General features: G+C 47.5%; 13 protein-coding genes. 7 read left to right on the top strand and 6 right to left on the bottom strand.

What is annotated here, in order from left to right; all coding sequences use genetic code 11:
* The first annotated feature begins 71 nt into the window (after window positions 1-71).
* Complete coding sequence (locus JWH17_RS17505) at window positions 72-1,778, top strand: thiamine pyrophosphate-binding protein (protein WP_205223956.1); 1,707 nt, start codon at window positions 72-74, stop codon at window positions 1,776-1,778.
* Window positions 1,779-2,003: 225 nt separating this feature from the next.
* Window positions 2,004-2,510 carry an acetolactate synthase small subunit gene (gene ilvN, locus JWH17_RS17500; RefSeq protein WP_205223955.1) on the top strand — a complete coding sequence of 169 codons (507 nt, stop codon included), beginning with the start codon at window positions 2,004-2,006 and terminating at the stop codon, window positions 2,508-2,510.
* 19 nt (window positions 2,511-2,529) lie between these two features.
* Here the strand turns inward: ilvN and JWH17_RS17495 are convergent, their stop codons facing one another.
* A complete protein-coding gene (locus tag JWH17_RS17495; RefSeq protein ID WP_205223954.1) occupies window positions 2,530-2,697 on the bottom strand; it encodes a hypothetical protein in 168 nt (55 codons plus the stop codon).
* A gap of 162 nt (window positions 2,698-2,859) precedes the next feature.
* Between JWH17_RS17495 and ftsH the strand changes: the two genes are divergently transcribed.
* Window positions 2,860-4,692 (top strand): ATP-dependent zinc metalloprotease FtsH, encoded by a 1,833-nt coding sequence (gene ftsH, locus JWH17_RS17490; RefSeq protein ID WP_205223953.1) that lies wholly within the window; start codon window positions 2,860-2,862, stop codon window positions 4,690-4,692.
* A gap of 119 nt (window positions 4,693-4,811) precedes the next feature.
* Here ftsH and JWH17_RS17485 read toward each other — a convergent pair whose 3' ends face one another.
* The 4 genes from JWH17_RS17485 to JWH17_RS17470 form a co-directional block, all read right to left on the bottom strand.
* Window positions 4,812-5,993, bottom strand: coding sequence for a glycosyltransferase family 2 protein (locus tag JWH17_RS17485; RefSeq protein ID WP_205223952.1), 1,182 nt, complete (start codon window positions 5,991-5,993; stop codon window positions 4,812-4,814).
* Between the two features lie 230 nt (window positions 5,994-6,223).
* Window positions 6,224-6,907 (bottom strand): CBS and ACT domain-containing protein, encoded by a 684-nt coding sequence (locus JWH17_RS17480; RefSeq protein WP_205223951.1) that lies wholly within the window; start codon window positions 6,905-6,907, stop codon window positions 6,224-6,226.
* A 249-nt stretch (window positions 6,908-7,156) separates the two neighbouring features.
* Window positions 7,157-7,543 carry a hypothetical protein gene (locus JWH17_RS17475; RefSeq protein ID WP_205223950.1) on the bottom strand — a complete coding sequence of 129 codons (387 nt, stop codon included), beginning with the start codon at window positions 7,541-7,543 and terminating at the stop codon, window positions 7,157-7,159.
* Window positions 7,540-8,493, bottom strand: coding sequence for a helix-turn-helix transcriptional regulator (locus tag JWH17_RS17470; RefSeq protein ID WP_205223949.1), 954 nt, complete (start codon window positions 8,491-8,493; stop codon window positions 7,540-7,542). Before JWH17_RS17470 ends, JWH17_RS17475 begins: the two co-directional genes overlap by 4 nt.
* Window positions 8,494-8,830: 337 nt before the next feature.
* On the opposite strand from JWH17_RS17470, the gene JWH17_RS17465 reads away from it, so the two are divergent.
* Window positions 8,831-9,037, top strand: a complete 207-nt coding sequence (locus JWH17_RS17465; protein WP_205223948.1) for a hypothetical protein — start codon at window positions 8,831-8,833, stop codon at window positions 9,035-9,037.
* A gap of 204 nt (window positions 9,038-9,241) precedes the next feature.
* Here JWH17_RS17465 and JWH17_RS17460 read toward each other — a convergent pair whose 3' ends face one another.
* Window positions 9,242-9,451, bottom strand: a complete 210-nt coding sequence (locus JWH17_RS17460; protein ID WP_205223947.1) for a hypothetical protein — start codon at window positions 9,449-9,451, stop codon at window positions 9,242-9,244.
* Window positions 9,452-9,615: 164 nt separating this feature from the next.
* On the opposite strand from JWH17_RS17460, the gene JWH17_RS17455 reads away from it, so the two are divergent.
* Genes JWH17_RS17455 through JWH17_RS17445 form a run of 3 tightly spaced genes read left to right on the top strand, consistent with a single transcriptional unit; the run spans window position 9,616 to window position 13,492 of the window.
* Window positions 9,616-10,278: an arylesterase gene (locus tag JWH17_RS17455; protein ID WP_205223946.1), complete on the top strand. Its 663-nt coding sequence runs from the start codon at window positions 9,616-9,618 to the stop codon at window positions 10,276-10,278.
* On the top strand, window positions 10,275-10,937 hold the full coding sequence (locus JWH17_RS17450; RefSeq protein ID WP_205223945.1) for an ABC transporter ATP-binding protein: 663 nt from the start codon (window positions 10,275-10,277) through the stop codon (window positions 10,935-10,937). Before JWH17_RS17455 ends, JWH17_RS17450 begins: the two co-directional genes overlap by 4 nt.
* On the top strand, window positions 10,934-13,492 hold the full coding sequence (locus JWH17_RS17445; RefSeq protein WP_205223944.1) for an ABC transporter permease: 2,559 nt from the start codon (window positions 10,934-10,936) through the stop codon (window positions 13,490-13,492). Before JWH17_RS17450 ends, JWH17_RS17445 begins: the two co-directional genes overlap by 4 nt.
* The last annotated feature ends 450 nt before the right edge of the window (window positions 13,493-13,942 follow it).

Here is a 13,942-nt window from a genome sequence, read left to right as displayed (position 1 = left end):
CCCATAAATTCAAGACACCGAAACAGAAATATTTTTTCAGAGATTACGAATCAAATGATGAGGATTGACAGATGAACAACGCAGAAATCCTGGCCAAGAGTCTGCTTGACCTGGGAGTTGATAGAATTTTTGGTTTTTCCGGAGCAACTATTTTACCCGTATTCCACGCCATCGGCTCCACACCCATAAAAATTACCGTCAGCTCAAACGAACAATCGTCCGCTTTTGCAGCTGGAGGCTACTCCAGAGCCGGTGACAAAGTCGGTATTGCGGTGGTTACTTCAGGACCGGCAATTACCAACACTCTCACAGCTGTTGCTGATGCCCACGCTGACTCCATCCCCATGCTGGTTTTTGCCGGACAGGTTGCCCAGACAAAAATGGATACCGATGAGTTTCAACATATTAATGTAAAAAGTGTTTTCGAAGATGCCGCTAAAAAGGTCATACTGGTTAATGAGATGCACAAAATAGAAGAAGTCGTCAAAGACGCCTACTTTTATGCGAAATCCGGTAAGCCTGGACCGGTAGTGATCGATTTTCCTTATGACATTCAAAAAACAGAGGGCGAGTACCAGGGCATTGCCAGTGAAAAGTTCGCCCACAAATACGACGAAGAGCACCACTTAGGTAAAAACCAGTGCCGACAATTTTTTGAACTGCTTAAAAGTGCGAAAAAGCCCTTGCTGTATGTTGGCGGCGGCCTCAACTCACAGGCAGCCAGTGATCAAATTCGTGCATTCAACCGCCGCTTTGCCGTCCCTTCCATCAACAGCCTTATGGGAAAGGGTATCCTTGATGAAACCCAATTCTGGTCGGTCGGCATGCTTGGCATGTTCGGAGTTCCTGCTGCAAATAAAGCAATCCAGGAAACCGATCTCTTTGTTGCTTTTGGTATTCGCTGGGACGACAGGGTAAACCAGAAGGTAGGGGAATCCGGACTGGATGCTGATATAGCTTACTTCGATATTAACCCTGAAAAAGTACAGGAAGTCCGCTTTACCCGGGAACCAAAATTCTCTTTTATCGGCGATGCAGAAAGAGTCATTGAAGACCTTCTCGATTATGCCGTCAAACACGACATCCAACTGGACATTGCTCCATGGCAGGAACATATAAAAGGACTCAAGCAGCAATACCCGCTCAACTATAACCGCCGGGCCAAAGCCATTCAGCAGGCGGAAGTCATGGACCGTCTTGCACATTTTATCACCGACGAGACGAAAGTCACGACCGGAGTCGGCAACCATCAGATGCTTGCCGCCCAGTACCTGACCATGTTTAAGCCAAAATCTTTTTTAACTGCCGGCGGTTTCGGCCCCATGGGTTTTTCCCTGCCTTCAGCAATCGGTGCATATTATGCTGCCCCGCAGTCTACAGTTATTGCGATTGATGGGGACGGCAGCCTCCTCATGAACCTCGGAGAATTATTTACCATCGGCAGAAACCAAATCCCCATAAAAGTATTATTGCTCAATAACCACGGCGACGGTATGGTAAGAAATATTCAGGACTTTCTTTATGCTGGGGATTACGTGGGAACACTGAAACATTCTACAGTCAATTATGCCAATGTAGCCAAAGAGCTCGGTTTTGCCTTCCAGCAACGCATTACAGAGCGAGATGAGCTCAAAGCAGGCCTGGCAGAATTTATGGCCGCCACAGGGCCGGCATTTCTTGAGGTTGTCTGTGACGAGGATGAAGTTTTATACCCGCGCATTCATGCTGGATCAGGTTACCAGGACATGATCCTGGGGCCGTATATGGAAGATGTGTAGCGCCTCTTATTCAGCAATGATGGCGTCATAATAACTTCTACCTGCGGCGCCGTGGTATTTTTGATGGTACTCGACATATCAAACATATGCCTTTACACCATAAAAAATTTCACTCCTGCTATATTTGTATTTTTATTTCGTCATTTTGAAGAGTGCGATGGGATTTTATTACGTCCATCAAGCAAGAGCATTTAATAAAGCGCAACAACCACAAACGAGGCATGTATGGAAGAACAATCCTATATATTAACGATGCTGGTAGCCAACAAGCCGTCTGTAACTGCCCGAATAACAGGATTATTTTCAGGAAGGGGCTACAACATCCAGAGTATCTGCGGAGCACCGACCCATGATCCGGCGGTATCCAGGATAACCATTAAAACCAATGCAACCCCGCCCCAGCTTGACGAGATTATGAAGCAGCTCAACCGCCTTATTGATGTCATCAAGCTCCGCGACATGACCCATGACGAAGCGGTAAGAAGAGAAATGGCGTTGATAAGTGTTGCCGTCACTCCAAAAAACAGAACAGAGCTGGTGCAGACTGTTGAAATCTTTGACGCCAAAGTGGTAAGTGCCGGCACTGATTCTTATATTGTAGAGGTGACCGGCACTGAAGGAAAAATTGATGCCATGATAAAAATATTGCGCCCCTTGGGTATCAAAAAGCTTACCCGCTCAGGCATACTTGCGCTGTATAGAGAACTGGACGAGACCCATATGGATAACTAGCCAACGGTACTTTCCGCCTTTATTCTCTCTTTGTTTCAGGAGATTGCTCTTTCTTCTGAAACAAAGGTTTTATGTACAATTTGAACACAAAGTAGACAATAATGGGAGCAGTGCAGACCGTGACCATGCCAAATGGGTTTTCAATATAGGCATTAATACTTTCCATGTAGCGTGTAAATTGATCCATACACCTCTCCCTAGTTGTGTGTCTGCGTAGATTTTTTAAACTTTTTATTGATGGCAGCTTTTCATATAGCGCACGTCATGACAGTTTGCCACTTTATCTTTAAAACTGCAGAGAAAACATACGCTGTAGAGCGCATCCCTTTCTGCTACAGGATAGCTTACCATGGATAATAAACACAAATTTAATTTTGTTTACACCATCATTGCTGTTTTCGGCATTCTTCTTCTTCACGAACTCTGGGTCCAACAACAAACCATACAGCCGGTTCCTTACAGTGAACTGGAAACGCTGCTCGAACAGGGGAAGGTTGCCGAACTGACTGTCCGCGAGAAATTTATAACCGGTCAACTCTACGAACCTGACGAACACGGTAAAAAAATCGTTGTCGCCAACCGAGTCGACCCTCGCCTTGCAGAGCACCTTTCCAAATACCAAGTTCCTTACACGCAGGTTAACGAAAGTAAAGTGCTCGTGACCCTGCTCTCCTGGATTGTCCCTGCCCTTGTTTTTGTAGGCATCTGGCTCTTTATCATGCGCAAATTTGCTGAGAAACAAGGCATGGGTGGCGGCTTTATGAACATTGGTAAATCAAAGGCCAAGATCTATGTTGAGCAGGAAACAGGGGTCACCTTTGAAGATGTTGCAGGGGTAGAGGAGAGCAAAGAAGAGCTTGAAGAAATTATCAACTTTCTCAAAGCACCGGCTGATTACGGCAAACTTGGGGCCCGAATGCCCAAAGGCATCTTGCTGGTTGGCCCTCCGGGTACAGGAAAAACGCTTCTTGCGCGCGCTGTTGCCGGGGAGGCTAGTGTTCCTTTTTTTTCCATCAGTGGCTCCGAGTTTGTGGAGATGTTTGTTGGAGTTGGAGCAGCACGCGTCCGCGATCTGTTTGAACAGGCCAGAAAATCGGCACCGGCGATCATCTTTATAGATGAGCTGGATGCTCTTGGTAGATCCAGAACGGCTGCAGGCATGGGCGGCAATGATGAAAGGGAGCAGACCTTAAACCAGTTGCTGGTGGAACTTGACGGGTTTGACCCAACCAGCGGAGTCGTTTTGCTGGCTGCTACCAACAGGCCCGAAGTGCTTGACCAGGCATTACTTCGTGCCGGACGTTTTGATCGTCAAGTCCTGGTCGACCGGCCTGACAAAACAGGCCGAGTAGCCATCCTGAATGTGCACATGAAAAAAATCCAGTTAGCCAAAGATGTGGATGCCGGGCAGATTGCAGACCTGACAACCGGCTTCTCAGGAGCAGACCTTGCCAACCTTGTCAATGAAGCTGCCTTGCTTGCCACAAGACGCCATGCTGAAGATGTATGCATGGTCGATTTTACCCAGGCCATTGAACGAATAGTAGCAGGCCTTGAAAAGAAAAACCGACTGCTCAACCCAAAAGAGCGGAAAATCGTCGCCTACCACGAAGTTGGCCATGCCCTTGCAGCCTTGGCCTTACCAGACATGGACCCTGTTCATAAAATCTCTATCATTCCAAGGGGTATAGGCGCATTAGGCTACACTCTACAACGTCCCACCGAAGATCGTTTTTTAATGACCAAAGAAGAACTGGAATACAAAATCTCTGTCCTTCTTGGCGGGAGAGCAGCAGAACAGATCGTATTTCATCATCTTTCCACCGGTGCTTCCGATGACCTTCAGCGGGTAACAGATATTGCCCGCAGCATGGTCACCAAATACGGCATGGACGAAACTCTTGGACATGTGGTGTACGAGGAGAGTAAACAAACCTATCTTGATCAGCAGGGGCATTTGGGGACCAGCATGAACTGCAGCAACCAGACAGCGGAGCAGATCGACACTTCAGTGCGAACCATTATAGATGCAACCTTCACCAAAACCATTGAACTCCTTGAAAACAACAGAGACATTCTTGAAAAATGCGCCCAGGAGCTTCTGACTAAGGAAACCCTGGTTGAGGAAGAATTGCGCGAACTGACCAAAGACTTAAAACGGGTGAGTCCGAATGTCTCATGAACCTTTTGACTCTGAACTCAATCAATTGATATTATTACTTTAAAAGTGATTGCACAATTAACAGTCTGTTTTTCGGTTTAGATCAAAAAGTGCCCCCTTCGGATTAGTTGAAAGCCTGGCTACCAGCGGAGTAGCCAGCGAAGGGTAATGATCGGTTCAATGCTTCGCAGGACCTGCAACGGATAGTGGGTACCGCGCCACCATATTCCTTTGTCCTTAAGGGTTACGACAGTTGCCTTCAGTGAAATATACAATAAAATATACGGGGCAAGGAACGCGAACAGGCTGCAACCAAGAGAAACCAGCATCCCCCGAGCATTCATGACAAACGCGCACCAGCGGCAACAGACTGCAGCCACGCACAGTATTTGCGCAGGCCCGTTTAACACGAACATTCCCCAAAAAGGCAGAATACTGAACCCGATGATAACGGCTGCTCCGGCAAGGGAGAAGAAAATATTGTAATTATAGAAGGCAAAAACATTCTTCATCAACCCCTCTACCATTTCCCCGAGATCAGCGTACCAGTTGACCGAAACAAAGCGTTCTCCGCGCAGGCACCCCTGCCTGAATCCAGCCTGCTTGATAATTTTTCCTAAAATAATATCGTCTATGGGATGCATAGGGTTGCGCGCATGCCCACCAACAGCCAGATAGGCATCCCTGCGGACTAGATTAAAAGCACCAATCCCTATAAAATATTTACTCCGAGGATCTGAGACCTTCCATGGCTGCAATACAAGCAGCAGGCCGGTCATAGCCTCGACTATCACCGCATTCAACAAACCACCAGGTGTAGTATTTCTAAAAAGGAGGGTCAAGTGGTCAAGCTGTTGCGCTTTCATCCAGCACACTCCCCTTGCAATGGTTGTTTTTTCAAACCGAATATCTCCATCCGTGAAAAGGAAATACTCTCCAGATGCCTGAGAGGCCCCAAGCTGCAAAGCGTGATTCTTCCCCAGCCAGCCGCCTGGCAGCGTCTCGACATGCAGGGTCTTTACCTGGGGATGCAAAACGGCAAACTGCTCTATTACCTCACCGGTCCTATCAGTGGAGCGATCATTAATGACCACAAGCTCAAGGCTCGGATAGTCCTGAGCCAGCAGCGTAGAAAGAGTCGTGCCAATATGTTCACCTTCGTTGCATGCAGGGATGATGACCGATACTGTGGGTGTCTCGTCACTGCCGGCTTTGCCGCAAGGGACAACGTTTTCCAGCCGCAGTAATTTTCGACTGCAAATCCAGGAATAAATCAGGATAGAGAGTGCCGACCCCAATGCCACCGCTGTCCAGAAAAGCATCAGGCTCTACCACGAGTAGGCAATGAATCATTAGGGCCGGGCTGGGCAAAGCCCCAAACGGGTATTTGCTCTACATCCAAAAAAATAACCGACATTGCTTGTTCTGTTCGGATTAACCCAGACATGTTCCATTGATTATTCATAGATGACGACCGCTCTCAGCAAAAAAAAAACGGCCGGGATCAACCGACCGTAAGTATCATAAGAAAAAACCGACAACACAGTTTCTTTTAGCCCATAGCTGACTTTGGTAAATAAGGGGTCAAGTCTTTTTCATACTTGGTAAGCACCTTAAATCCACCCTTTTCCAACGCCAGTACAGCTTTTGCACCTTCGTCTCCAGCTATACGAAGAACCAGATGGGTCACCCCTGGATGATCTTTGGTGGGCCAGCAGAAAAGACTCTGAATATTGATATGTTCCTGACTCAGAATATTCGTCACCTCAGCCAGCCTGCCAATGCTGTCGTCGACAAAAACCCCTAAACGCACACTATCATCGCTCATCCCGATGGCCCTGAGCAAAACCTCCATGACATCGGTACTGGTAATAATACCAATCAGTTCGCCATAATCCGTTACCGGCAGCGCACTTATATTATTGGTCTGCATGATATAGGCAGCTCGTTCAATGGTTGTATCCGGCTCAACAGTTATAACGGTTTTCACCATGATCATGCCTACCTCTACTTTCTGCAGCAGATAGTTCAACTCATGGGTGGATAGCGCGGTTGCAGGGGATGCCCAGTTCTGTTTTAAATCCCTGTCGGACAGGATTCCAACCAGCTGCCCTTTTTTATTGACCACCAATAAGTGATCTATGGATCGTTCAGCAATAAGATCACGAGCTTCAACCAGGGTGGTTTCCGGGGTAACAGTCACCAGGTCTGTGTGCATTATTCTGCCAATATACATAGTAGTCTCCTTGATTATTAGTGGTGGCGAGCCTGAGCTAGATTAAACGTTATACCTGAGCCCGTTGATTTACTGTCTTTTCGCCCAATCTTTTCGTTATGCTGAAAAAATAATCCTCGGAATATCAACTATATGCCTGTGGTTATTTTTTAAGCATGCCTTGACCTTGAACGAAAACCCTAGTAAATCAACAGACTCATACCTACACTACAAAAAAATACTTCTTCTAACCAAATCCAAAATTGCTTATTACCTTATCTTTGTTGTTATCATAACACCACTTTCCGGATGTCGAAAACGAATTTCTCCCCGAAGTTGCTTTGGATTTACAGGTTTGGAAAAGTGCATCTTCAATATATGGTTTCCTGGGCCGGCATGCTTAAAAAGCCATTTTACGGAGGACGCTCCTTGTCCTTTGCCGGAAGGACGAGGATTGGCGGAGAGGAGTTCTATCCCTTGGGGCAAATGCTGGAGCACGATAAACGCCATGGGTGGTGGCTCCGAAACCTTGATCTTTATTGTGACATGCTGCCCCCCCCCATGCATGTATGATCCTGACACATCAGTTTTTGCATGCAGCACAAGTGGGGTCAGTAAAAGCCCTATGAAAACAAGGAAAAATATTCGCCTGATCATTGGTTGTCTCCTTGTGATTGACGACTTCCCGGATCGGGAACAAATGTTTGTTTATGTTCATCCCAGCGATATTTTCCTGCAAGCCACAGGCTTTCCAGATCACTGAAATCGACATCAATATTCCCAGGCAATGAGTAGTGCTCATATGCATCCAGAATTTCATTATCGGTAAGAGTAAAATCCTTATCTGTATCTGCCCAGTGAGCCATTTCAATGCGCACCGACTGCAGACCGACAATCCGGGTTCCTTTCTTATTCACCTTGCCGGAAACACAATCACCTGCAAAGCTCAACAGTTCTCCCAGCTGCATCCCTTGATCAGGATGCACCATGTACAAGAAAGCAGCCTCACCCTGAACAAGCCGACCAATCCAGCGAGGATTTTTACCATACTCCTGCATAGTCGAAGGCATGATTGTTTTTATGGCTGTAGCAGTTGCTCTGCCGGTAATAGTTTCCCGGAGCAAAATCGGGGTATCTACCGAGGTGCTTGCTTTAAGCCTGATAATAACAGGAAAAGAGAGGTTAGGAGCGGTATGAGGTGGCAGGATTCTGGTGGCGGCAACAGTGGGTTGCCGACTGATTTTCATCCAATAATATCCACCAAACAGCACCATCAGGATGACAAAAAGTGCACCAGCAAACACCCCTTTTTGAGAAATAAAAAGCGTTTTACCCTTTTCAGTTCTCCGTTCTTGCTGGCCGGTACGGATAGCATCTGCTTCCACTTGATCTGAATCAGCATGCTCAAGGATAGCCTCCAGTTCAACTCCCAGAGCCTCAGCTAATCGCTGTGCATTTTCAAATTTTATGGATGGGTATCTTTTATTTTCCCAACGGGAAATCGTATCCGTAGTAACACCGACCACCGTCGCCAGGTAAAGCTGCGTCAGTTCCTTTTGTTCCCGAAACTCTCTGATGGCACTGCCGTTGATGTTGACGCTGCTCATGATTCCAGTCTTACAATCATTAATAGTGACGTTGTAAAAATACGGCTACCAACCTACCCGGAACTGCTTGAAAAACAATGCTCATAGTTAGCTCTTTCGATGCACAGGTATGCCGCTGAGGCGCAGGCATTTCTTCTCTTTACGTCTTTTTCTCACCTATACCATTTCCTCCTTGATAGTTCCCGTTTTTATCACGATGTCGGGTCGACATCACCCTATATCGCCCCGAATGTCCATATATGTCGACTGACAGCTTTTTTTCAGTCCCTTAAGGTGTTGAACAGAAGAAGCCCAGTTCGCATGATCGACATGAACAATAACCAAGGAGGCACATTTCATGAAAACTACTCTCACAGCATTAATCATCAGTCTTACGCTTACAATGGGGACAGGTATAGCCGTTGCCAAAAAGCTATCTTGTACCGTTGTCGAGGTAGGAGACGACATTGTGACCCTGCAATGTAAAAGCGTTGACGGGTTAACAGAAGGGGACACAGTAAAAATAAAAACCACTTCGAAAAAGAAGGCCATAGAAGGTTGTTAAACGTTAAAGATGCTCTTCAATTATCAGAACGCAAGGTGTAAATCATGAAAAACAGACGATATACAACATTACTGGCATCTGCTCTGTTGAGCTTTTTACTGGTATCACCACACATGGCCACAGCAGGTCACGGTAGACAGGGAGGTGGGGACAACTCCACCTTGAATATAGGGATTACGTTCCTCAACCCAGGTTGGTCCTCTCCTAAACATCGCGTGGTTGACCGCCGTGTCCACTACGTTCGAGACAGACACGGACAACCTGTCGTGTCTCATCGGGTCCATGTTTATGAAAAACAGCATAAACATGGACATCACTTCCGCAAGGCAAATTGGCGAAAGCAACATCACCGTCACCACCGGCCCCACAACTACCACCGTCCACACCATTATTACAGGTAACCTTTCTTCCCATATTTTCCATGTCGAGTGCTGAACTCTTTCCGCACTCGACATTTTGATTACCGCGTTAGCATTAAGAGCTCTTTTTTTACGCACCGCACCTTGCCTGATAAAGAATTATGTCAATACTATGTATGTATATCTCAACCGTTTAATTCCTTCTTGGCCAGGACAACAATGACCAGATACTTTTTCCTTACCGCATTTATTCTTGTCGCCTTTGTCCCCGTACATATCCAGGCAACGACCATCCTTTTTCTTGGCGACTCACTTACAGCAGGCTATGGAGTAACAAGCGAGCAGGCTTATCCGAGTCTTATCGAAAAAAAAATGAAACATGATTACCCGACACCGGCTCAGGTTATTAATGGCAGTATCAGCGGCTCCACATCCGCCAGTGCGTTATCGCGCCTCCGCTGGTACCAGCAGAGGCAGCCTGAGATTCTGTTTCTCGCCCTGGGAGCAAATGACGGACTTCGAGGCCTTGACGTTAAGCAGTTGACTGCAAATCTGGAGAAAGTAGTCACAGTTGCACACCAAAATGACATGATCGTCATCCTGGCCGGCATGCAGATGCCTCCAAATTACGGCGTTGAATACACAGCAGCCTTCAAAAACGTGTACCCGCAGATAGCAGAGAAATTTCACCTCATTTTTGTTCCATTTCTCCTCGACGGTGTTGCCGGCAAGGCAACATTAAACCAGGCCGACGGGATTCACCCTAATGCTGCAGGCCACCAACACATCGCCCAACTCGTCTACCCATACATCCAGCAGGCACTCCAGCACCTTTCCCTTCCCCCCATAGCCCCTACGGCTTCTCAAGCCATCCGCCAATGATACTCAACGCGACTCAGCTCCACAAAGCATACCGCCAGCCAGGGAAGCCCGATCTGCAAGTGCTTACCGGTACTGACTTCACCCTTGACGCAGGCGAGACAGTCGCCATAACCGGACCTTCCGGAAGCGGTAAATCAACGCTGCTAGCCTTGTTAGCGGGCTTGGATCGGCCCGATAAGGGAACCATCTCTATTGACGGCAATGATATCACCAAGATGGACCAAGAGAGCCTGACAACGTTCAGGGGAAAAAATATTGGTATTATTTTTCAACAATTCCACCTCATGCCCCATTTGAGTGCTGCAGAAAACATCAGCCTTCCCCTTGAAATCCACAAAAGCGACAAGGTGGAGCAAAAGGTAGCATCCATACTGGATAAAACCGGTCTGACAGACAGGAAACATCATCTTCCCCGGCAATTGAGTGGCGGCGAATGCCAACGGGTAGCCATTGCCAGAGCCCTGGCCATAGAACCAAACCTCCTCCTTGCCGATGAGCCAACCGGCAACCTGGATACAACAACCGGAGCGGCCATTACAGAACTCCTGTTTCAATTGGTGGAGGAAATCGGCATGACCATGGTCGTCGTCACCCACAACCCGTCCCTTGCCAAACGATGTGCAAGAAGCGTCACTCTTTCCCAGGGGAAGCTGGTATGACCCACTGGCTCAAACTGGGATGGCAGGATCTTTTCCGCCATAAACGGGTGACATTGCTGTTTATAGGCAACCTGGCAATAGGCCTGATCGGCCTGATAACCATAGGCTCCTTGGAAAACTCCTATATCTCCTATCTTAAACAGAGTCTCCAGGAAATCCTTACCGCCGACCTGATGATCTACAGCAGCAGGCCGATCGAGCAACAGGAACAGGAAATTATCGACACAGTTCTCGGCGATCAGGTCACAGTTTCCAGGCAGGTAGCCTTTTATAGCATGGTAAAAGGTACCAAGAAATCGGTGCTGGCGCGGATTGTTGCGATAGACGAAAACTACCCCCTCTACGGGGCATTCCATTATCCGGGTGATCAGCCTTTTCAAAAAATACGGCAGGCCTTGCTCGGGTCACCGCTGACAACAATGTCGCAACAGACTGCCGGAACGTTGTATTTGAACGAAGGAGACAGCGTACAGATTGGCCGGACCAGCTTCCAGGTTGCGCCTTTTTTTGACAAGGCCCCAGGTAGCGATATAACCACCATTGAGCTGGCCCCAAAAATTTTCATAGGCCTCTCCCAACTCAACAAAACAGGCCTGCTTCAATTTGGCAGTCGACTAAGCTACAGTACGTATTACCGTACCGCGAATAACGTTGATGCAAAGCATCTGGCAGACGTGCTGCGAAAAACCCTGGACCAGCATGCTGATGGAGCCTCCACCCTCAGAGTACTTGATACCCATAATATCAACAGCCGCCTCGGGAGCATTGCTGGTCATTTTTTTGGATACATGGGACTTGTGGGAACCGTAGCACTCTTTTTGGCCGGGATAGCAGCATCATATCTTTTCAGGGGCTATTTTCAAAGCAGAGTAAAAGAAATTGCCATCCTGGTGAGCCTCGGCGCGCAACGCCGCTACTGCATACTCCTTTTTCTGTTCCAGCTTGCGGTCATGGGAGCGCTGTCCGCTGTGTTGGCCATACTTATCACTTCGTGCATGCTCCCGCTCATCCCTCTCCTTTTTGCCGGTCTGCTCCCGGAAGGCCTGCACATTACGCTGCATAGCGGCAGCATGGTAATGGCCCTTGCTCTTGGGATTTCATGCAGTTTCCTCTTCTGCCTCCCTGAATTGACCAAACTGAGAGCGATCCAGCCACTTCACCTCCTCCATGAAGGTTCCGTATGGAATATGCCTGTAACGGCCTCCAGCAGGTTACTGTGGTGGCTCAGCCTTGTGCCGGCAATATTAACATTCCTGCTTCTTACCGTTTTTCTGACCTCATCAATGGTCCAGGGTGTTCTTTTTACCGGGGGGGTGGCCGTCACCATGCTCTTTTTCGGTATTATCGGCAGGCTCCTTCTTACATGGTGCAAACATCTTTCAAATACCTTCCACGGGCTACCAAAAATCGCTCTGCGCAACCTGTACCGCAACCGTTTCCCTTCACTCTCCATCTTTATTACCATTGCAACCGGTGTATTTCTAATAAATCTCATCCCCCAACTCCAGAAAGGACTCGAACAGGAATTCAGCCACCCGATCGGCTTGAAAATACCGATTTTCTTTTTGGTTGATATTCAAGAAGAGCAAATAAATGGGCTCCAAGATTTTTTTAAACAGCAACCAAGCCACCTTTCCAATATCTCGCCCATGGTCAGGGGACGCATACGCTCGATAAACGGAACCTCTTTTCACCAACGCCGTATCCAGGCAGATCAGGAAGGAAGGGGCAGTTTACGAAGAACCGAATTTAACTTCTCAAGCCGCGATGAGCTGGACCCATCAGAGACCGTGATCGAGGGCAAGGAGCTGAGTACAAGCACCTGGTCTTTTCAAAGCGGTATTCCTTTTGAAATTTCCGTTGCTCAACGTTTTAGCAAACGATACGATCTCCAATTAGGCGACAGGATAGTCTTTGACATCCAAGGCATTGAGGTTGAAGGAATGGTCGCCAACATACGCAAAGTACGGTGGAACAGTTTTCAGCCTAATTTCTTCCTGCTTTTCCAAAAAGGGGTGTTGGAAAATGCCCCCAAAACCTACCTGGCATCTATCAGCCAGGTTAGTCAAACAGACAAGCAACCACTCAAGGAGCAGATCGTTAACCGATTTCCAAATATTTCCGTGATTGACGTCGCCTCAACCATTACCAGCATCATCGAGCTGACCGAGCGGCTTATTTTTGCTATCAAATCCATAGCACTGCTGGCCATTGGTGCCGGTCTGATGGCGCTTTACTCCATCGCAGGCAATGAGGCATTTCGCCATGCCCCGGAGATTAACCTGCTCAAAGTACTGGGAACACGCTTTTCTGATATCCGGCTGCTGACTGTTCTTCAGTTTGGGCTGCTCGGCTGCACTGCCGGCGTTTTTTCTGTTTTTATCAGCACCAGCCTCTCCTACGTGGTTTCCTGGTATTTTTTTGATAGAATATGGGGCCTGGATATGTTCTCCAGCATATGGATTGTTCTCTGTACGACCCTCACCTGCATTTTCACGGCTGCCCTTGCCACCCGATCAGTTATCCGCCAAAACCCGGTTACCTTGCTTCATTGAAGTGTAGTATCGCGGCAAAAGTTTCCTTAGAGGCAACACCCGCAATCCTCCCAGCACCATTTGCCATCGCGTACCCCTTCGCAAGGAAGGAAAAACAACTTACACTCAAGATATGGCAGACCTCCGTCACCAAGAAAAAGTTGACAAAAAGAGAACTCCCAGTATGATCGTTTCCGTTTAACCCGAATTTCTCATGAGCATTTTGCCATTTGTTGAAAAACAAATCATTTCAGAGCTATGCTTCAAAATTGACAAAATGCTCAATGCAGGTCAGTCTACGCGGCGCCATCTTCTTCAGTATTTTGCTAGTGAATATAGCCTACTACCTAAATCCTGCAGATAGTTGAAAAGAAATCATGAAAATGGCAATATCCTTAAAGTGTTAACGACCAAATTACCACAATAAGGAGTCACCATTTCCATGAAGAAAAAACAGCATAAACGATCTGC

Source organism: Desulfogranum marinum (assembly GCF_016918565.1).
GTDB classification, from domain to species: domain Bacteria; phylum Desulfobacterota; class Desulfobulbia; order Desulfobulbales; family Desulfobulbaceae; genus Desulfogranum; species Desulfogranum marinum.
Note: the sequence above shows the minus strand (reverse complement) of the source record. Positions and strands in the feature narration are given on the sequence as shown.